General features: G+C 74.0%; 13 protein-coding genes. 7 read left to right on the plus strand and 6 right to left on the minus strand.

What is annotated here, in order from left to right; translation table 11 throughout:
- Nucleotides 1-91: 91 nt before the first annotated feature.
- Genes VGH76_RS19230 through VGH76_RS19245 form a run of 4 tightly spaced genes read left to right on the plus strand, consistent with a single transcriptional unit; the run spans nucleotide 92 to nucleotide 8,540 of the window.
- Complete coding sequence (locus VGH76_RS19230) at nucleotides 92-3,268, plus strand: arabinosyltransferase domain-containing protein (protein WP_331558322.1); 3,177 nt, start codon at nucleotides 92-94, stop codon at nucleotides 3,266-3,268.
- A complete protein-coding gene (locus VGH76_RS19235; protein WP_331558323.1) occupies nucleotides 3,252-6,308 on the plus strand; it encodes an arabinosyltransferase domain-containing protein in 3,057 nt (1,018 codons plus the stop codon). The genes VGH76_RS19230 and VGH76_RS19235 overlap by 17 nt, the downstream gene beginning before the upstream one ends.
- Nucleotides 6,309-6,358: 50 nt before the next feature.
- Nucleotides 6,359-7,729, plus strand: coding sequence for an FAD-binding oxidoreductase (locus tag VGH76_RS19240; protein ID WP_331558324.1), 1,371 nt, complete (start codon nucleotides 6,359-6,361; stop codon nucleotides 7,727-7,729).
- A 55-nt stretch (nucleotides 7,730-7,784) separates the two neighbouring features.
- Complete coding sequence (locus tag VGH76_RS19245) at nucleotides 7,785-8,540, plus strand: decaprenylphospho-beta-D-erythro-pentofuranosid-2-ulose 2-reductase (protein WP_331558326.1); 756 nt, start codon at nucleotides 7,785-7,787, stop codon at nucleotides 8,538-8,540.
- A gap of 51 nt (nucleotides 8,541-8,591) precedes the next feature.
- Here the strand turns inward: VGH76_RS19245 and VGH76_RS19250 are convergent, their stop codons facing one another.
- Nucleotides 8,592-9,992, minus strand: a complete 1,401-nt coding sequence (locus VGH76_RS19250) for an acyltransferase family protein (protein ID WP_331558327.1) — start codon at nucleotides 9,990-9,992, stop codon at nucleotides 8,592-8,594.
- A gap of 372 nt (nucleotides 9,993-10,364) precedes the next feature.
- Between VGH76_RS19250 and VGH76_RS19255 the strand changes: the two genes are divergently transcribed.
- Entirely contained in the window at nucleotides 10,365-12,584 is a 2,220-nt protein-coding gene (locus VGH76_RS19255; RefSeq protein ID WP_331558329.1) for a hypothetical protein, read from the plus strand.
- A 5-nt stretch (nucleotides 12,585-12,589) separates the two neighbouring features.
- Here the strand turns inward: VGH76_RS19255 and mscL are convergent, their stop codons facing one another.
- Both mscL and VGH76_RS19265 read right to left on the minus strand, forming a co-directional pair.
- Nucleotides 12,590-13,030 (minus strand): large conductance mechanosensitive channel protein MscL, encoded by a 441-nt coding sequence (gene mscL / locus VGH76_RS19260; RefSeq protein ID WP_331558337.1) that lies wholly within the window; start codon nucleotides 13,028-13,030, stop codon nucleotides 12,590-12,592.
- A 145-nt stretch (nucleotides 13,031-13,175) separates the two neighbouring features.
- Nucleotides 13,176-13,484 carry a hypothetical protein gene (locus VGH76_RS19265; RefSeq protein ID WP_331558330.1) on the minus strand — a complete coding sequence of 103 codons (309 nt, stop codon included), beginning with the start codon at nucleotides 13,482-13,484 and terminating at the stop codon, nucleotides 13,176-13,178.
- 359 nt (nucleotides 13,485-13,843) lie between these two features.
- On the opposite strand from VGH76_RS19265, the gene VGH76_RS19270 reads away from it, so the two are divergent.
- Nucleotides 13,844-15,178: an MFS transporter gene (locus VGH76_RS19270; protein WP_331558331.1), complete on the plus strand. Its 1,335-nt coding sequence runs from the start codon at nucleotides 13,844-13,846 to the stop codon at nucleotides 15,176-15,178.
- A gap of 10 nt (nucleotides 15,179-15,188) precedes the next feature.
- Here VGH76_RS19270 and VGH76_RS19275 read toward each other — a convergent pair whose 3' ends face one another.
- A complete protein-coding gene (locus tag VGH76_RS19275) occupies nucleotides 15,189-15,863 on the minus strand; it encodes a hypothetical protein (RefSeq protein ID WP_331558332.1) in 675 nt (224 codons plus the stop codon).
- Between the two features lie 143 nt (nucleotides 15,864-16,006).
- Here VGH76_RS19275 and VGH76_RS19280 point away from each other — a divergent pair, with 143 nt between their 5' ends.
- Complete coding sequence (locus VGH76_RS19280; RefSeq protein ID WP_331558333.1) at nucleotides 16,007-16,459, plus strand: hypothetical protein; 453 nt, start codon at nucleotides 16,007-16,009, stop codon at nucleotides 16,457-16,459.
- Nucleotides 16,460-16,481: 22 nt separating this feature from the next.
- On the opposite strand, the gene VGH76_RS19285 is transcribed toward VGH76_RS19280, so the two are convergent.
- Both VGH76_RS19285 and VGH76_RS19290 read right to left on the minus strand, forming a co-directional pair.
- Nucleotides 16,482-18,524: a glycosyltransferase gene (locus tag VGH76_RS19285; protein WP_331558334.1), complete on the minus strand. Its 2,043-nt coding sequence runs from the start codon at nucleotides 18,522-18,524 to the stop codon at nucleotides 16,482-16,484.
- A complete protein-coding gene (locus VGH76_RS19290) occupies nucleotides 18,472-18,936 on the minus strand; it encodes a hypothetical protein (protein WP_331558335.1) in 465 nt (154 codons plus the stop codon). Before VGH76_RS19290 ends, VGH76_RS19285 begins: the two co-directional genes overlap by 53 nt.
- Nucleotides 18,937-19,099: the final 163 nt, after the last annotated feature.

Consider the following 19,099-nt stretch of genomic DNA (forward strand, 5'->3'; position numbering starts at 1 on the left):
CTCATCGAGGGTACGAGCCCGGGCCGCGGCGTCCCCACCCGGCCACGCCCCCCACCGGTCGCAGACCCCGGCGTCGCTACCGTTCCCGACCATGGCCGTCGTCGAGGACACCCCCGCGCGCGTCGCGGAGGGTCCTTCCGAACCGGGCGAGCCCCGGACGCCGAGCCGGTGGCACGTCCGCTCCGGCTGGTTCCTCGCCGCCCTCGCGGCGCTCACCGTGCTGCTCGGCGTCGCGATCCCGTTCGCGCCGGTTTCAGCGGACAACCCCGTCGTCTCCTGGCCGAAGGCCGGCCAGCCGGCGACGTCGACCGCGATCCCGCTCACGCCCTACCGCCCGCTGTCGATCACCGTGGACGTCCCCTGCCAGGCCCTGCGCGGCGGCGGCGACGCGCTGCGCACGGAGCCGGCCTCGGCCGGCACCCCGGGGCGGGGCCTGACGGTGTCGAGCTCGGGCGGCCGGGTCACGGTCACCAGCGACGGCGCCACCCTCGTCGACGAGGTCCTGCCGCTGACGCCCTGTACCTACCGCGTCGTCGCCGACGGCACGTCGACCACGCTCACCCGCGACGGCCAGGTCCTCCACTCCGGCCCCGGGCAGGCGCCGCAGGTCGCCGAGCTCGCCACGGACGCGCCCGGCACCCCGGGGCTGTCGGCCACGATCCACCCCGACGACCGCTACTCCTCGGTCCCGAGCGTGCTCAAGCTGACGCTGCTGATCCTGCACGCGATCGCGCTGGCCGCGACCCTCGTGCTCGCCTGGCGTCGCTGGTGGGGCGGCCCCGGCCGCCTGGGGTTCACCCGGCCCCGGTTCAGCTGGGCCGACGCCGCGGTCGTCGTCGTGAGCGCCGTCTGGGTCGTGCTCTCGCCGCTGCAGAACGACGACTCGTGGTACCTGCTGATGGCCCGCAACGCCTCCCCGACGGGCTACATCGGCAACCAGATCTACATGTTCGACACGACGGAGAACCCGTTCGTCGGCAGCCAGTACCTCATGGCGATCTGGGGGCACCTCGGGAACGCACTCGGCATGCCCGGGTGGGGCCTGCTCTGGATGCGGATCCTCCCGCTGCTGCTGGGCCTGCTCACCTGGTTCCTGCTGCGGGCGCTGCTCGCGACGGCGCTCGGGCGCATCGAGCGCCGGGCCTGGGTCCCGTGGACGCTGCTGGGCGCCCACCTGGCGTGGTTCCTGCCCTACGGGATGGCGCTGCGCCCCGAGGTGTTCATCATCCCGCTGTGCGCCGCCGTCCTGCTGCTCTGCGAGGTCGCGCGCCACCGCGAGGTCATCGGGCCGCTCATCCCGGCGACCGCGATCGCGGCGCTCTCGGTGACGATCTCGCCGTCGGGACTGGTGTCCGCGGCACCCGTCGTCGTCGTCCTGCCGTGGCTCTCCCGGTGGCTCCGGACGGCGAGCTGGCGGACCCGCCTCGGCGTCGTCGGCGCGGTGGTCGCGGCCGGCACGATCGCCATCCCGATCGGGTTCGGCGACGCGACGCTGGGCGATGTCCTCGAGGCCACCGACGTGCACTCCTGGTACTACGTGACCTTCCCCTGGTACGAGGAGTGGGAGCACTACAAGACCCTCATCGAGACTGGGACGTGGGGCCGGCGGCTGCCGGTCCTGCTCACCGTGGTGCTGCTCGTCGTCGTGTCGATCGGCTCCGGGCGCCGCGGGCCGATCGGCGGCCCGATCCGGGCGTACACGCTGTCCATCGCGGTGACGACGGCGGTCGCGCTCGGCCTGCTCGCGCTCGGCCCGACGAAGTGGGTGAACCACTTCGGCGCGATCGCCGCGCCCGGGACGGTGCTGCTGACGCTGGCGATGCTGCAGACCCCGCTGCCGCGGCGGCCCGGCGCGCTCGTCACCGGCGCGAGCGTGGCGCTGCTGACCGGCGCGACCGTCCTCGGCTTCGCCGGCCCGAACACCTGGAAGCCCTACTCCGACCGGGGCCAGCCCTTCGGCAAGCACCTCGACCCCGACCTGTCGATGCTCGACCTGGAACAGCTCGCCCCGCACATCACGAACTCGCTCTACCTGCGCCAGTTCTGGTGGTGGGTGGGGCTCGCCGTACTGGCCGGGCTGTTCGTGTGGTGGCGCCGTCGCCACCACCGCAGCACCTTCGGCGTGACCCCGGACCGGGCGGTGCTCGTGCCCTCGGTGGTGATGCTGGCGCTGCTGATGATCGCGGTGATGGCCTACGCGCCGATCGTCCAGGCGCCCGGCTGGTCCGTCGCGGGCGCGCAGGTGCAGGCGCTCGCCGGGAAGCCGTGCCAGCTCGAGAACTCGGTCACGGTCATGGCCGACTCCCCGCGCGACCTCGGCGCCCCGCTGACCCCCGAGACCCGGACCGGCGACTTCGCACTCACCGCGCCGGGCAACGGCCCGCTCGACCCCGCCCCGGTCCCCCCGCCCGGCCCGGCGCCCTCGGGGGCGGGCCCGACGATGTGGCACGACGCGGTCACCGATCCCGCCACCTCCGGCAGCACCGATCCCGCCACCACCGGCGGCACCGGCCTGGGCACGCTGACCACCGGCTGGTACCCGGTGCCGGCCGCCGTCGCGGGCGAGGGGACACCGGCCACGAACGTCGTCGTGCCGGTCGCGGGCAACGACCCCGACAAGCAGCGCGTCGTCCTCGAGTTCGGGTACGGGCCGCCGGCCGCGCCGACCCGCACCGTCGCGACCACCGTGAACCCCGCCTCCGGGCTGACCTCGCGCCAGTGGCAGGAGGTGCCGGTGCTCCTGCCGGCCGACCGGCCGAGCTCGGTGCGCGTCGTCGCCGAGGACCGCGTCGGCGGGCCGGACACCGCGCTCGCCGTCGCCCCGCCCCACCTGGCGGCGATGCAGCCGGTGCAGACCCTCGTCGGGCCGGACTCGTCCTCGCCGGTGCCGGTCTTCGCCGACCAGCTCTCCGCGGTGCTGTGGCCGTGCGTCGACCAGGTCGCGGTGCGGCACGGGATCGCGCCGACCCCGCGGGTGCGGCTCTCGGCGGCGGAGAACACGCCGGACTTCATCCTCACCAACCCGACCTACGAGTCGTGGGGCGGCACGATGGTCCAGTCCGAGCGGACCTGGGCGACCGTGCGGGTGTTCTCCGGGGTCTCCCCGGGCGGGCCGCCGACGCTGCAGTGGGGCAACGTCGACCGGGTCGTGTACGACCACCCCGTCGACGGCTACGACCTGACCGTCAATCGCGTCGAGCGCGGGGGGCTGACCCGGTTCCCGACGCTCGCGACCGAGGCCTACTCAGGGCGTGAGTACCTCGGGTAGGGCGTTCCCGGGCCGGTGGCTGGGACTCACCGCCCTGCTCGCCGGGCTGGTCTCGGTGCTCGCGTCGCTGGCGTTCCCGTTCGCGCCGGTGACCCGGCCCGACGTCACGTACTCGTGGCCGGCGCCGGGCTCCTCGTCGCCGATGCCCGCCGCGATCCCGATGCTGCCCTACCAGCCGGTGACGACGACGGCGTCGGTCACCTGCGATGCGGCGCGGGCCGCCCCGCCGGGGACGGTGCTGCTCTCGACGACGCCGCCGCGACCCGACCCGCTGGCCGAGCCGCTGCAGGGCCTCGTGATGACGGCGGGTGCCGGCGGGGCGGTGTCGGTCACGGTCGGGGGCCGGGACGTGGCGCCGGTGACGCTGCCCGCCGGCCCGTGCACGGTGCGGCTGGTCAGCGGGATCTCCTCGACGACGGTGACGCTGGACGCGCCGGGGTCCTCGCGGCCGGTGGTGTCGCTGGCCGGCGACGTCCGTCCGGCGGTGGCGGGGGCGTTCACGGGGGCGCCGACGTCGGCCGGGGTGTCGCTGACGGTGGTGGCCGACACCCGGTTCCAGACCGCCGCGAGCGGCCTGAAGATCGCGCTGGGCGTGCTGGCCGTGGTGGCGTTCGCGGTGGCGCTGGGTGCGGTGGTGGTGCTGGCGCGGCGTCGTCGCCGTCGGGCTGCCGTGTCGGCCAGCAACGGCACGATGCTGGCACCTGACGCCAGGACGGCGCCGCTCACTCATCGACGCTCCTGGCTCGTCGACGTCGGCGTCGTGCTCGGCCTGCTGCTGTGGCAGGTCATCGGCCCACTGACGGTCGACGACGGATACATCGCCGGGATCGTGCGGGCGCGGTTCCAGGACGGGCAGGTCGGTACCGTCTTCCGCTGGCTGGACTCCCCGGAGACGCCGTTCGGCTGGTTCTACGACGTCCTCGCGCTCATCGCCCGCGCGGACCCCGCCCCCTTCTGGCTGCGCCTGCCCGCGACGGCGCTCGCGATCGTCGGCTGGTTCCTGCTCTCCCGGGCGGTCCTGCCGAAGCTCGGCCTGGAGCGGCTGCCCCGGCTGACGCCCTGGCTCGCCGGGATCGTCTACCTCGCCTGGTGGCTGCCCTACGACCTCGGGGTCCGCCCGGAGCCGTGGGTGCTCGTCGGGTCGACGGCGGTGCTCGTGCTCACCGAGCGGGCGGTCGAGCGGCGCTCGGTGACCCCGCTGGTCGTGGCGCTGCAGATCGCCGGGATCACCCTCGCCGTCACCCCGACCGGGCTCATGGCGTTCGCCCCGTTGCTGGCCGCGGTCGTCCCGCTTGTCCGCCTGGTGCGCGCGGACCCCCTCGGCGTCGCCACGTTCGTCGTCGTCGGGATCGCCGCCCTGGGCCTGACGCTCGTCCTCGTCTACGCCGACCAGACCTGGGCCTCGGTGCTCGACTCCGTCGGCATCCGCACCCTGATCGGCGGCGACCGGCCCTGGACCGACGAGTACGTGCGCTACACCTCGCTGCTCACCGTCGGCGACGCCGAGGGCAACCTGGGGCGCCGCGCACCGGTGCTGCTGCTGGCGCTCGCGCTCGGTGCGCTGGCGTTCGTCCGGAACGTGCCGCGCTCGCCGCGCGCCCACCGCGTCGTCGTCACCACCCTGCTCTCGCTGGTGATGCTGGCGTTCACGCCGACGAAGTGGACCCACCACTTCGGCGCGTTCGCGGTGCTGGGGACGGCGACGACGCTGCTGGCGCTCGACGCGTGGCTGCGGGCGCCCGCCGACGCCGAGCAGGCGCCGCGGCGGGCCGCCTGGGCGGTGGCGCTGGCGGCCGGGGCGTCGGGGCTGACCCTCGCCGGGTTCAACCAGTGGCACTGGATCTCCAGCTACGCGATCACGTGGTCGACGATCTCACCGCAGCTCGGCGGGATCCGGTTCGCCGACGCGGTGCTGGTGCTCGGCGTCGTGCTCGCGGTGGCGTGTGCGGTCGTCGCGATCCGGCGGACGCTGGGTCGGGAGAGCGGCGTTCCTGCCGCTGGACGCCAGCCACGACGCTTCGCTGCCACGAACCCACGGCTGCTCGGGCTGGCCCCCGCCCTCGCGCTCGCCGTCGTCGTGCTCGTCGTCGCGATCGAGGTGCTCTCGTTCGCGCGGACCGCCGTCCAGCGCCGCGACTCCTACACGCTCGCCGCGGACTCGGTGGCCTCGCTGCACGGGCGTTCCTGCGGGCTCGCCGACCGGCTGCGCGTCGAGGCCGACCCCGCCGCCGGGCTCCTGGCCGCCGCCGGCCCCGGGCCCGCGCCGCTCCCCGGGACCGCGTCGATGTCCGGCGTCCCGCTGCCCGGCTGGCGCGGACCCGGCGTCACCACCGGCTGGTTCGGGCTGCCGCTGACCCGCGCCGCCCGCCCGGACACCCCGATCGTCGTGACGCTCACCGGGCCGGTGGCTCACGGCGACGTCGTCGCCGAGCTCGGCACCCGCGGCCCCGACGGCACCGTCACCGACGTCGTCCGGGTCCCGCTCGACGAGGACGCGACGCAGTTCTCGACGTCGGCGTCGGTCGACGCTCCCCGCGCCCGCGACCTGCGCCTCGACCCGGCACTCGCGACGACGCACACCGCGATCCGGCTCGTCAGCTCCGCGGACACGCCGGCCACGCAGGGCTTCACGGTGCCGCGCCTGCCCGTCACCGTCCCGTTCTCCGAGGTCCTGCCGCCCGGGGTGCCCGCCGCCGACGACTGGCCCGGCGCGTTCCTCTTCCCCTGCACGCCGTTTCCCCCGCTGCGCGACGGCGTCGCCGCGCTCCCGGGCTGGCGGATCTCGACCGACGCGCGCAGCGAGGCGCAGTCGGGCTACATCAGCTACACCGCCTCCCAGGGCGGGCCGTGGACGACGGCGCGGGCGCTCGTCACGCAGGTCCGCTACCCGGTCTACCTGCCGGGGCTGCCGCTCACCGACATCGCGAGCCTGGAGCGCTGGGTCCCGACGAGCCCGCTGGTCGCGCCGACGGTGACCCGCCGCGACGTCGGGCAGTCCGGGCTCACGACGCCGGGCCCGCTGTCGATCGGGCAGTCCTAGGCGTGAGGCCGCGGCGGGCCGCCCGGGGGTCGCGCGCTAGCCTCGATCCGATGCCTCGTTCCGTGGAGACCCTGGTCGGCTGGGCGCGGACCGCCCCGAGCCGGGCCACCGTGCTGTCCGGCGACGAGGTGACCTCGGACGAGAGACTCGCCGAGGCGCTCACCTCCGCGGGTGCGCGCGGCGTGATCGCCCGCGGCCTCGGCCGCTCCTACGGCGACACCGCCCAGAACGCCGGCGGCCTCGTCGTCGACATGACCTCCCGGGACCGCGTCCACGCGATCGACGCCGAGACGGGCCTGGTCGACCTCGACGCCGGCGTCTCGCTCGACCGGCTCATGCGGATCGCGCTGCCCTTCGGCCTGTGGGTGCCGGTGCTGCCGGGGACCCGTCAGGTCACCATCGGCGGCGCCATCGCCAACGACATCCACGGCAAGAACCACCACAGCGCGGGCAGCTTCGGCGACCACGTGGCCTCGATGGACCTGCTGACGGCGTCCGGGGAGGTCCGCCGGCTCGAGCCGGACGGTCCGGAGTCGGAGCTGTTCTGGGCGACGGTGGGCGGTATCGGGCTGACCGGCATCATCCTGCGGGCGCGCATCCGCATGACGAAGACCGAGACCGCCTACTTCGTCGCGGACACCGAGCGCACCGCGAACCTCGACGAGACCATCGAGCGCTTCTCCGACGGGTCCGACGAGGCCTACGACTACTCCTCGGCCTGGTTCGACTCCATCTCGACCGGCCCGAAGCTGGGCCGCGCGGCGCTGGGGCGCGGGTCGCTCGCGCGGCTCGACGAGCTGCCCGAGAAGCTGCGCCGCGACCCGTTGAAGTTCGACGCCCCGACGCTGCTCGACCTGCCCGACGTCTTCCCGAACGGGCTGGCCAACAAGCTGACGTTCTCGGCGATCGGCGAGCTGTACTACCGCAAGACGAAGAACAAGCGGGGCCAGATCCAGAACCTCACGGCCTTCTACCACCCGCTGGATCTCTTCGGGGACTGGAACCGGGCTTACGGCTCGAAGGGGTTCCTGCAGTACCAGTTCATCGTCCCACTGGCCGCCGAGGCGGAGTTCCGGTCGATCATCGCGGACATCGCGGCGTCCGGGCACGTGTCGTTCCTCAACGTCTTCAAGAAGTTCGGCGAGGGGAACCGCGCCCCGCTGTCGTTCCCGATGCCGGGCTGGAACATCTGCGTCGACTTCCCGATCGTCGACGGCCTCGGCCGCTTCTGCCGCGAGCTCGACGAGCGCGTGCTCGCGATGGGCGGGCGGCTCTACACGGCGAAGGACTCGCGGACCGACGCCGAGACGTTCGCGGCGATGTACCCGCGGCTCGACGAATGGCGCAAGATCCGCGACGCCGTGGACCCGGAGGGCGTGTTCGCCTCCGACATGGGCCGCCGCCTCGCGCTGACGTCCTGACGCCGCCCTGACCTGCGGCTTCCCGCCAAGCCTGACACCGGATGACAGGAACACCATGATCGACGCCGTCGGCCACCCGTCCTCGCTGCTCCTGCTCGGGGGCGCCTCCGAGATCGGCCTGGCCATCGCCGAGCGCTACCTCGAGGGCGGCCCCGTCCGCATCGTGCTGGCCGGGCGCCAGTCGACCCGCCTCGCCGACGCGGCCGCACGGCTCTCCCGCGCCGGCGGGCACGTCGAGACCCTCGAGTTCGACGCCAAGGATGCCGCGGTGCACACCGAGGTGGTCCGCAAGGCGTTCGCGGGCGGGGACATCGACGTGGCCGTGGTCGCGTTCGGTCTGCTCGGCGACCAGGAGACCGCCTGGCAGGACATCGACGTCGCGGTGGAGCTCGCCGAGGTGAACTACGTGGCCGCGGTGTCGGTGGGCGTGGCGCTCGCGACGGAGTTCCGCCGCCAGGGCCACGGGCGCATCCTGGCGCTGTCGTCGGTCGCCGGGGAGCGGGCGCGGCGCTCGAACTTCGTCTACGGCTCGACGAAGGCCGGGATGGACGCCTTCTACACCGGCCTCACCGAAGCGCTGCGCCCCGACGGGATCGGCGTGACGATCGTCCGTCCGGGCTTCGTGCACACGAAGATGACGACGGGCATGGACGCCGCGCCGCTCTCGACGACACCGGAGAAGGTCGCCGAGATCGCGGTGGACGCGGTGACCAAGGGCCGGGAGCTGGTCTGGGCGCCGGCCCCGCTGCGCGCCGTGATGACGGTGCTGCGCCACATCCCGCGCCCGGTCTTCCGCCGGTTGCCGGTATAGGTGCGCTTCGCGCGTGTGAGCACTTTCCGAGGCTATAGCCCCTGCAAGTGCTCACCTGCGCGTCAGCGCACCTCGGGCCGGCTCCTCGATCCACCGGTACGCGCAGTGCGCCACCAGCACCGAACCGACCAGCACGTGGGGGACGGCGAGCGCCGCGAGCGAGCTGTTCGGGGCGAGCGCCGGGAACCGCGTCATCGCCACCACGGTGATCTCGATGAGCGGGAAGTGCACGAGGTAGATCGCGTAGGAGATCCGTCCGCCGTGCTGGAGCCGCGGGTGCGACAGGAACCGCACGACGCCGCCCCGGGCCAGGCACAGCGCCCCGAGCAGCACCGGGAACATCGGCACCGCGAACCACAGCCGGTCCGCCGCGGGGATCGCCGCCGAGGCCGGCGCGGAGGCCGCCCAGTACGCCACCAGCGCGGTCTCCGCGACCACGCCGAGCACGATCCGCTGCGCCCAGAGCTCCACCCGCGGCGTCCGCTCGATCCGCGCCACGACCAGCCACGTCAGCATCCCCGCGGTGAACCCGCCGCCGATGCGCAGCGCCCAGGCCCAGGCCCCGGTCTCCCCGGACTCCGCCGACCCCAGCGACACCAGCGCGATCGGTGAGGCCGCCACGACGGCGAGTGCCCCGAGCACCGGCAGCGGCCAGTTCCGGATGCGCCACACCCCGAGCACGAGTACCGGGAAGCAGAGGTAGGCCAGCCACTCGGCGCTCACCGACCAGGCCGGCAGCACGAAGGAGATGCCCTCGATGCCGCGCGAGTCCCACAGCTGGGTCATGGTGAGCTGCCGCAGCCAGCCCCACGGCCCGAGGTCGGGCTGGGGGGACTGCCACGCCACCACGCCGTCGTGCCCGAACACCAGCCGCGCGGAGCACCAGAGCCCGAAGACCACGGTGACCGCCGCGTACAGCGGCCAGACCCGTGCGACGCGGGCCCGCAGGAACGCCCACACCCCGGCCGCCGTCGGCCGCTCCCCCAGCCGCTCGAGGTAGGCGCGGGTGAGCACCAGCCCGGAGAGCACGAAGAACAGGTCGACCCCGAGCGGGCCGGCGGCCACCAGCGGCGCGATCGGCGCGGTCCAGCGCGCGAACACGTCGCCGGGCACGTAGGAGGCGTGCAGGAGCAGCACCCACACCGCGGCGACGCACCGCAGGCCGGTCAGCTGGGGGATGTCGCCCCGCGAGGTCCCGACGGCAGGCCGGGCCGGCGTCGCGGGCCGCTGCGGGGTGGCGACGGCGGGGGTCGGCGCGGTCCCGCGCGTGCGCGGCAGCGGCAGCACCGACGGCGCGGAGGACAGCGCGGTCACCGTCGCCCCCGACGACGCCGCGGCGGGGACGGCCGCCAGCGGCATCGTGGGCAGGCGCGAGAGGCCCGACACGGTCTCCGGTGCGCCGTCGTACGCGCGGCGGCTCGTCCGCGTCGTGAGCGCGGTCAGCGTCCCCACGTGGTGCCTCCCCGACGGTCGTGGGCTGGGCGACCCGGTCCGGTGACCGCACCGCTCGATGATGGGAACGGCACCACGCGGCCCATTCCTGATACTCCGTTCAGTGGATCGAGCGATGACCTCCACCTCGACGTCAGCACCTCCGGTCATGCCCGGCACTCTCGGTGATCGAGTGCCGCGGACCCCGCCTCCTGAACGCCTCGACCGGGCGGCCCTCGCCCCACCCCGAAGGAGTGGAGCCGGGTCGCGCACCGGCCGTGACCTCGGAGATCACGCACCGTGGCCTCCGGACCCGGCCTCGGGTCCCGTCGGGGGTCCGCCTACCGTGGCCGGGGTCCCCGCCGGGAGAGGCGGGACGGAGAGGAACGTGTCGTGACCAGGGGCCAGACGATGGCCGACCCGGGACTCGCAGCACCGGAGCCGCGCCCGGGTCCCACGACGGATCACCCACACGGGGTCGACACCCACTCGAGGCGTCCCGATGCCGCGCTCCTCGCCGTCGCCGGGTTCGCCGTCCTGACCGCCCTCGCGACGCTCGCGGTGAACGCGGCCTACAACCAGGGCCGCGTCGTCCCGCCGCTCGACGACGTCTACATCCGCCTGCAGTACGCCCGACAGATCGGGCTCGGCGAGTTCCTGCGCTACCAGCCCGGCGCCCCGCCCACCACGGGCGCGAGCAGCTTGCTCTACGTCCTGCTGCTCGGTGTCGCGGCGGTCGTCGTCCCCCCGGGTCTGCTGCTCTACGCCGCGCTGGCCCTCGGCGTGGTGTGCTTCGCCGGCACCGTCGTGCTCGTCGCGCTGCTCGGCCGGACGCTGGGGTCGCGATGGACGGGCACCGTCGCGGCCGTCCTCACCGCGCTGTGCGGACCGCTGCTGTGGGGCGCCACGAGCGGCATGGAGGTCGGCCTCGTCGCGCTGCTCGCGGCCGCGACCCTCCTGGCCTTCGTGTGCGAGCAGCACGCGGGCCGCTTCCGGGTGCTGCCGTGGGTCGCGACGCCGTTGGTCCTCACGCGGCCCGAGGGCCTGGTCCTCGTGGTCGTCGTCCTCCTCGGGGTGGCCGCGACGCTCGTGTCACGGCACCGTCGCGGGCTCGACCCGCCGGGCCGCCTCGTGGCCGTCGCCGCCCGCTGCGCCGTCCCGGTGCTCGCGGCCCTGGCGCAGTTCCTGCTCTACCGGCTGCTCACCGGCTCGGCGGAGAACAGCGGCATCACCGCCAAGTCGTGGTTCTCCCGCCCCCTGGGCTCGCCCCTCGAGGTCCTCGACCGCGTGGTCGCCACCGTGCAGACGGCGCTCCAGCTGGTGGGCGGCACCTCGACGACGGAGGTCGCGGGTCCCGGCATCGCCCTGCTGGCCGCGGTGGGCCTGGCCGCGCTCGCGCTGGGGCCGCCGCCGCGCCGCCTCGTTGCGGGCGTGCTCGGGCTCGGGCTGGTCGGGGTCCTCCTCGCGGTGGCGACGCTGCAGACCGCACTCTGGCAGGACGGCCGCTACCTGCAGCCGTTCCTGCCCGTCGTGGTGCTGCTCGCCGTGCTCGGCGCGCGCGCCATCGGGAGGGCCGCGGCCGACGCGCGCCGCGGCCGGGTCCTCACCACGGGCATCGTCGCCGTGCTGCTCGCGTTCGGGCTGGTCTCGGCGCCGACGTGGGCGCTGCGCCAGGGCCAGCAGGCGGCCGGCATCCGGGAGTCCGCGGTGTCGGTGTCACAATGGCTGCGCAGCCACACCCCGCCGACCGCGGTGATCGGGGTCAACGACGTCGGGGCCGTCGCCTGGTTCTCCGGGCGGCGCGTGGTGGACCTCGTCGGCCTGACGACGCCGGGGCTGGCCCGCCCGGCCCTGGCGGGCTCGGGCGCGATGTACGAGGCCCTCGCGCGCCTGCCCGCCGACCGTCGCCCGACGTACTTCTCGGTGTTCGACCGGACCGAGCTCGTCCCGGTCGGCGAGCTGGAGGCAGCGAAGATCTTCGGCGAGAAGCCGGTGACGTCGTTCGACGCCAAGAGCCCGGACCGCGACCCCGGCCCCTTCGGGGGCATCTGCCAGACCACCGGCGAATGCGCCGTCATCAGCGTGTGGAAGGCGGACTGGTCCCACCTCGGCAGCGGGGACACCCCGGACGCCCCGGTGCCCGGACGCGTCGTCGACCACCTGAACGTCGGCGACCTCGCCGACGAGGCCGCCCATGGCTACGGCGTCGACCGGGCGCTCATCGGGCTCGCCGACCAGACCGAGGTGCGCAACCAGACCGACCCCGGCGGTCGCGTCGTGGTCGACAGCGGGCGGCACGTGGTGGGCGGGGAGCACTTCGAGCTGCGGGGCCTCACCCCCGGGCGCCCGGTGACGCTGACGGCGCGCGTCGACGCCCGGGAGCCGGTCGAGAACCGCAACACCGAGGCCGGCGTCGTCGCCGTGGGCGCCGACGGCCACCCGGTGGGCACCTGGCAGTTCGCGACCGCCGCCGGCTCGTGGGCGCAGTCGTCGTTCACGATCCCCGGGAGCGCGGTCACGTCCCCGACGCTCGCCGTCACCCTCGGACCGCGCCAGCCCTACCTCGCGCCCTACCCCGACTACCACTCCTTCGGGTACTGGGCGTCGCAATAGGTGCGCTAGCGCTCCTGATGCGGAATCCGTCCCGCCGTCCCGCCGTCGTCGCGGCCGCCGCGGGAGGACCGGGCCTGGTCGCGCAGCAGGTCACGGATCTCGGTGAGGAGCTCGACGTCGGTCGACTCGGCCGGACCGGCCTCCTCGCCGCGCCGGCGGCGCTCCGAGATCACCTTCAGCGGGTAGACGACGAGGAAGTAGATCGCCGCGGCCGTGAGGACGAAGGTGATGACCGCGTTGGCGAACGACGCGTAGTCGAAGACCACGCCGTTCACGACGAACGAGCCGCCGAACTGGCCGCCGCCCGAGATGAGCTGGATGAGCGGCTTGAGGAAGGCGTTGGTGAAGGCCGTGACGACCGCGGTGAACGCGGCGCCGACCACCACGGCGACGGCGAGGTCGACGACGTTGCCCCGGAGCAGGAAGTCCTTGAAGCCCTTCAGCACCGCCGGGGTCCTCTCGCTCCGGAACTGCACGCCGATCCCGTGCGCACCGTAGACGCCCCCGCGAACGACGACGCGCCCGGCACGCCGCGGGGGAGCTGGCGTGCCGGGCGCGTCGTCGGGTCGGGTCACGCGGGACCCGAGGCCTCTAGTTCGAGGCGGCGATGGGGTTGTGGCAGGACTTGGCGTTGGTCGCCGAGTTGCCCTTCTCCGCCTTCGAGAGCACCGGGATGCTGCCGGCCAGGTCCTGGACCGGCACCTGGACGCCGAGCGCGTTGACCGGGACGTCGTTGTTGCAGGCGTCGAGCGAGGTGTTGGGCGCGAAGTCGCTCGAGTTGATGAGCCCCTTCTGCACGGTCGCGCCGCCATCCTCGTGGGCGAGGGCGGCACCGGTCGTGCTCGCGAGCCCGGCGCCGATCAGCGACGTCGCCAGCACGGCCTTGCGGAAAGCTCCCACGATCATGTCCTCTCGATCTCTGGTCTTCGGGGCGACCTGGTGATCGCGTGGCGCCATGTGACCAGAACGTGACCCCCCGTGTCCGACAGGGGCCGCGGCGGCCCGGGGGGCCGGTCCTCACCCGTCGGTGATCACCGCGCGGCGCGCTCGTCCGGGTCCGGATGATGTTTCCGTCACGCCGACCCGACAGGGCCGTCCGTGATCACCCGGCCGAGATCCCGCCGCCGTCACGCTCTGCTCCGGGTCCCTTGTCCGACGCCGCACGGTGCTGCGCCGAGAGGATGACGCCACGCGCCCAGTGGTCGCGAACCGTGTCGTGGACCGGAGGCTTCTCCCGCGGACCCGATAGCGTCCGCCCCGTGTCCACCGAGCAGGCCTCCGTGCCGCCGCGCACCCTCGGTCCGCTGCTCTCCTGGGCCGCCTGGGACTGGGGATCGGCCGCCTTCAACGCGGTCATCACGACCTTCGTCTTCACCGTCTACCTGACCTCGGGCGTCGCGGCCGACGAGGCGTCCGGCTCGTCGGCGCTCGCGAACACCATCGCGATCGCCGGAGTGCTCGTGGCGCTGACCGCGCCGGTCTACGGGCAGCGCAGCGACGCCTCCGGCGCGGAGCAGGGCCGGCAGCGGCGCCTCGGGCTGCTGACCGCAGTGATCGTCGTCGCGACGGCCCTGATGTTCTTCGTCCAGGGCTCGCCGTCCTATCTGCTGCTCGGCCTGGTCCTGCTCGGGATCGGCACTTTCGCCTACGAGCTCGCGCAGGTGGAGTACAACGCGATGATCTACCGGCTCGCGCCGCCGGGACGCACCGGCTGGGTCTCCGGCGTCGGCTGGTCGGCCGGGTACCTCGGCGGGATCGTGCTGCTGATCGCCTGCCTGGTGCTGTTCATCGCGCCGATCGGGGCGATCACGTTCCCCTCGCCCGACCTCGGCCCCCGGGTCATCGCGCTCGTGTGCGCGGGGTGGTTCGCGCTCTTCGCGATCCCGGTGCTGGTCATGCGCTTCCCCTACCCCGCTCCTCCCGGCGACGGCGAGGCGGCGCGGGTCGGGTGGTTCGGCTCCTACGCGCTGCTCGTGCGCCGCCTCGTGGAGCTGGGCCGCACCGACCGGAACCTGCTGGGCTTCCTCGTCGCGAGCGCGATCTACCGGGACGGGCTCACCGCGGTGTTCACCTTCGGCGGCGTGCTGGCCGCGGGCACCTTCGGGCTGAGCCAGACCGAGGTCATCTTCTTCGCGATCGCGGCCAACGTGGTCTCGGCCGTCGGGGCCGTGGTGGGCGGCATGCTCGACGATCGCATCGGGCCGAAGCGGGTCATCATCGTCTCCCTGATCGCCCTGGTGATCGTCGCGGCCGCACTGCTGCCGGCCTCGGGGAAATCGGCGTTCTGGATCGGCGGACTGTTCCTGTCGCTCTTCGTCGGGCCGGCCCAGGCGTGCTCGCGCAGCTACCTCGCCCGGCTCGTCCCGCCCGGTCGCGAAGGTGAGATCTTCGGGCTCTACGCGACGACGGGTCGGGCGGTCAGCTTCCTCGCGCCGGCGCTGTTCAGCCTGTTCATCACGCTGTTCGGCGAGCAGCGCTGTGGCATCGCGGGGATCGGGATCGTGCTGCTCGTCGGCCTCGCCGCCCTGCTGCCGGTCCGTTCCGTGCCGGGACCGGTCGGCGCGGGGGCGGCGTCCACCGCGGCCGGCGTGTGAGCCGTCGCCGTCAGTTCAGCCGGGCGGCGAGGAAGCGGATCAGCCGCGAGAGCAGCTCGCCGACGAAGACCCAGAAGACGGCCGCGACCAGTGAGTTGACGATCAGCATGATGATCGGGTTCGCGGGGACGAACAGGTCCCGGAACCCGAGGATGACGATGTCTGCGACGGCGCCGACGAACTGCGCGACGCCGTTGGCCGGGTTGACGCCGACGAGGACCAGCACGACGTTCACCACGAGCACGAGCGTGAACAGCAGCGCGAGGGTGCGCACGACGGTGGCGAGCACGTTGCCCGTGCGCCAGGCGAGCTCACCGACGTCGATGGAGCGGTGCCGCGAGCCACCGGACGCGCCGTGCTCCGGCTCGGCCCACGACGTGTCGCCCTGACCGCGCTGCGGCGCCGTCTCGACCTTCTCGGTCTTCTGCTCCGAAGGGTTCTGGTCAGAGGTCTTCTGCTCCGAGGCCTGCTCGGACTTCTCCTCGGTCTTCTGCTCCGAGGCCTGCTCGGACTTCGACGACGTCCCGCTCGGGTCCTCGGAGGGCGCCTGCGCCTCGGCCGCGGCGTTCCCGCTCACCTCGTCGTTCGCCGCGTGCCGGCCCGTGCTCTCGCCCGACGAAGCGTCCTGGGACGCGCTCTCGCCGCCGGCCGACGCCGTCTTCCCCTCGGTCCCCTGCTCCGCCATGCGCCGAATGATGGCACCGCCGTCCTCCGCCCCCGACGGGCGGGCGCGTTCGCCGCCCGGGAAATGCGTTGAACCCGGCCCACCGCGTCGGCCACCGTATGGCGACCGTGAAGACGGCACGGGAACGGTGTGAGGAGGCAGCCGTGATCGCCCAGGAGCACACCCCGACGGTGGTGCGGCCCTGCCTGCGCCGGGCCGACTTCGCGGACCCGCTGGCCCGGTGGCTCGAGGAGGGCCTCGCCGCCCGGCGCGACCACGCACCAGCAGGCGCCGCCGCCGTCGTGCTCGTCCCCGAGTACGTCCACGCCGGCGCCGTCCGCGTCCTGGCCGACCTCGCCCGCCGGGACTGGACAGGCACCGTGGTGGCGGTGGTCGGCTACGGCGGGCGCACCCGCGGCCGCTACGCGATCGAGGACGCCCGCGAGGTGCTCCTCACCGCCGGCGCACAGGTGCTCGGGCACGCCCTGGGGATCGACGCGGCCCGGGTCCGCGCCCACGGCTTCGAGGCGGCCGGCGTGCTGCTGCGCGACGCCGTCCTCGACGACCTGGTGGCCTCCGGCCCTGTGACCACTATTCCGCCCCGTACGGCGGACTAGTGCTCAGGTGCGCGGAGCGCACCTACCGGAAGCGCCCGAACACCTGCTCGTCCCACGCCTCACGGCTGATCAGCTCAGGCATGCCCTCCCGGTAGCGGCGGCGCAGCGCGGGCCAGGCCCGCAGGACCTGCTGGTGCAGCGCGAGCGAGACCCGCAGCAGCTCCCAGAACTGCCGGCGGTCGCGCTTGCGGTAGGTCACCCCGGTGCCGTCGGAGGTGGAGACGGTGGCGCCGTCGAGCCGGGAGAGCAGGAACCAGGTCCCGTGCTCGGCGGGGACGTTGCGCTGCGGGCGCTCCCATGCGGTCGTGTCGGCCGGGCGCAGCTGGTGGCGCAGCGCCCCGGCGAGCGCCTTGACCTGCGCGATCTTCCCGAGGGGCGGCTGCGGCCACAGCTGGGCGGCGAGCGCGCCGAGGGGCGGCTCGGGGAGGTCGCGGGCACTGGGGTGGACGGTGCCGTCGGGGTAGCGGGCCCGGGTCGCGCGGACCGCCCCCAGCGCCGTCGGCAACGAGCCGAACAGCGCCTTCGGGCCGGAGAGGAAGTCGCGCATCGCCATCTGGTGCAGCGCGATCGCGGAGTACTCGAGCAGGAAGAGGTGGCGCAGGGTGCGCTTGAGCGAGTCGAGCAGCATCGCCTTCGGGTCGTCCGGGCCGTGCAGGGCGGCGACGACGAGTCGGTTGCGGGCGTGGAAGTAGGCCTGCCAGTCCGAGCTGTCGTCCTTCTCGACGAAGCTCATGTGCCAGATCGCCACGCCGGGCACGGTCGCCGTCGGGAAGCCGTGCGCCCCGGCGCGCAGGCCGTACTCGCAGTCGTCCCACTTGATGAACAGCGGCAGCGGCTGCCCGACCTGCTCGGCGACGACGCGCGGGATCAGGCACATCCACCACGCGTTGTAGTCGACGTCGGTGCGCCGGTGCATCCACAGCGTCTCGCGCAGCGAGTCGACGGCGAAGTCGTGGTCGTCCTCGGTGTGCGGCGCGAGCTGCCAGAAGAAGGTGTTCCGGTCAACGACCTCGCCCATGGCGTGCAGGTGCGAGCGGGCCTGTAGCGAGAGCATCTGCCCGCCGACGAGCATCGGGGCGCGGGCGAACCGGGCGAACGCGAGGGCGCGCAGCACCGAGTCCGGCTCGAGGACGATGTCGTCGTCCATGAACAGGATGTGCTCACAGTCGGTGTGCTCGAGCGCCTCGTACATGATCCGGCTGTAGCCGCCGGAGCCGCCGAGGTTGGGCTGGTCGACGATCCGCAGCCGGTCGCCCAGCAGCGCCGCGGCCTCGTCGTACCCCTCCTGCTCGACGACCTTCGACGTGCCCTGGTCGGGGATGACGACGGCGGTGAGCACGTCGCGCACCAGCGGGTCCTCGCCGAGGGCGCGCAGGGTGGCCACGCAGTCGGTCGGCCGGTTGAAGGTCGGCATCCCGACGGTGACCGCGGCCCGCCCGGGCGCGGACCGGTCGGCGTACCAGCCGCCCTCGACGAGCTCGAGGTGCCCCGGGCCGTCGGAGTCGGCGTCGCCGCTTGACAGGTCGAACCAGACCCACCCGCCGTCCTCGAACGGCGTGAGCGGCACCGGGACGTCGAGCGAGACCTCGCCGGTGACGACCTCGCCGTGCACGTGGACCGGCACCCCGCGCGCGGTGGAGCGGTTGACGTCGACCCGGCCGGACCCGGCGAGCCGCAGCCGCAGGTGCACGGCGTCGAGGACCGACCAGCGCCGCCAGTAGGAGGCGGGGAAGGCGTTGAAGTAGGCCGCGAACGACGTCTCGGACCCGGGCGGGATCCGCACGCTCGTGCGGGAGAGCACCTCGGCGTGCCGGCCGCCGGAGGTCGCCAGATGCAGGACGAAGTCGTCGGCCTCGGTGGCGAACGTGCCCGGCCGGTGCGCGGTGGGCGCGGCCGAGCGCAGCGAGGTGGCGGTGCCCTCGTCGAGGTAGAGCGCGCGCACCGTCGCCGGATCGGCCGGGCGGGGCAGGATGATGCGCTGGAGCAGCGCGGACTCGTGCCCGGGGGAGTGATCACTGCGGACCGTCATCGCTACGGTCGACCGGTCCTCCCGCGTGCTCGTCATCCCCCGACGGTAGCGGGCAGCTCCACGGGTCCCGCCGCGCCCCGCCGGGCTCGTCGGGCGACAGGGGCGCGGTGCGGGAGGAAGGTCGGGGCGCGCCGGCCTCGAAGTCCTCCGGCAGGGCGTGGACCCCGCCCTCGCGGCCGATGTTGTCGCTGCGGCTCGCGAGGGGGGCGACGAACCGCAGGCCGGTGGCCTCCGCGATCCGTTCGATGCCGAAGTCGAAGCCCAGCCGGCGCCGTCGTGGGGCGCACGGGCGGCCTCGAACCAGGCGTCCCGCAGGTACCGGTGGGGATTGGCGAGGACGTACGACGAAGCCGAAGGACCGGTCGCGCAGGCCCCGCACCCGGGACCAGGAGTCGAGCGTCTCGTCGAGGTAGCCGAGGCGGTCCCCGGACACGGTCATCGTGATCATCGACGGCACGGCGCGGGGAGTACCCGCCTGTGCCGGTGCCGATCACCGGGCCACCGTCAGCCCTCGAGCGGGTCGGCCCCGTCGAAGTCGGTGCCCTCGGTGAACCACGGCGCGATCCGGTTGTCGAACATCGTCAGCGCCGAGCCGATCGCCATGTGCATGT

Source organism: Actinomycetospora sp. (assembly GCF_036497585.1).
Classification (GTDB): Bacteria; Actinomycetota; Actinomycetes; order Mycobacteriales; family Pseudonocardiaceae; genus Actinomycetospora.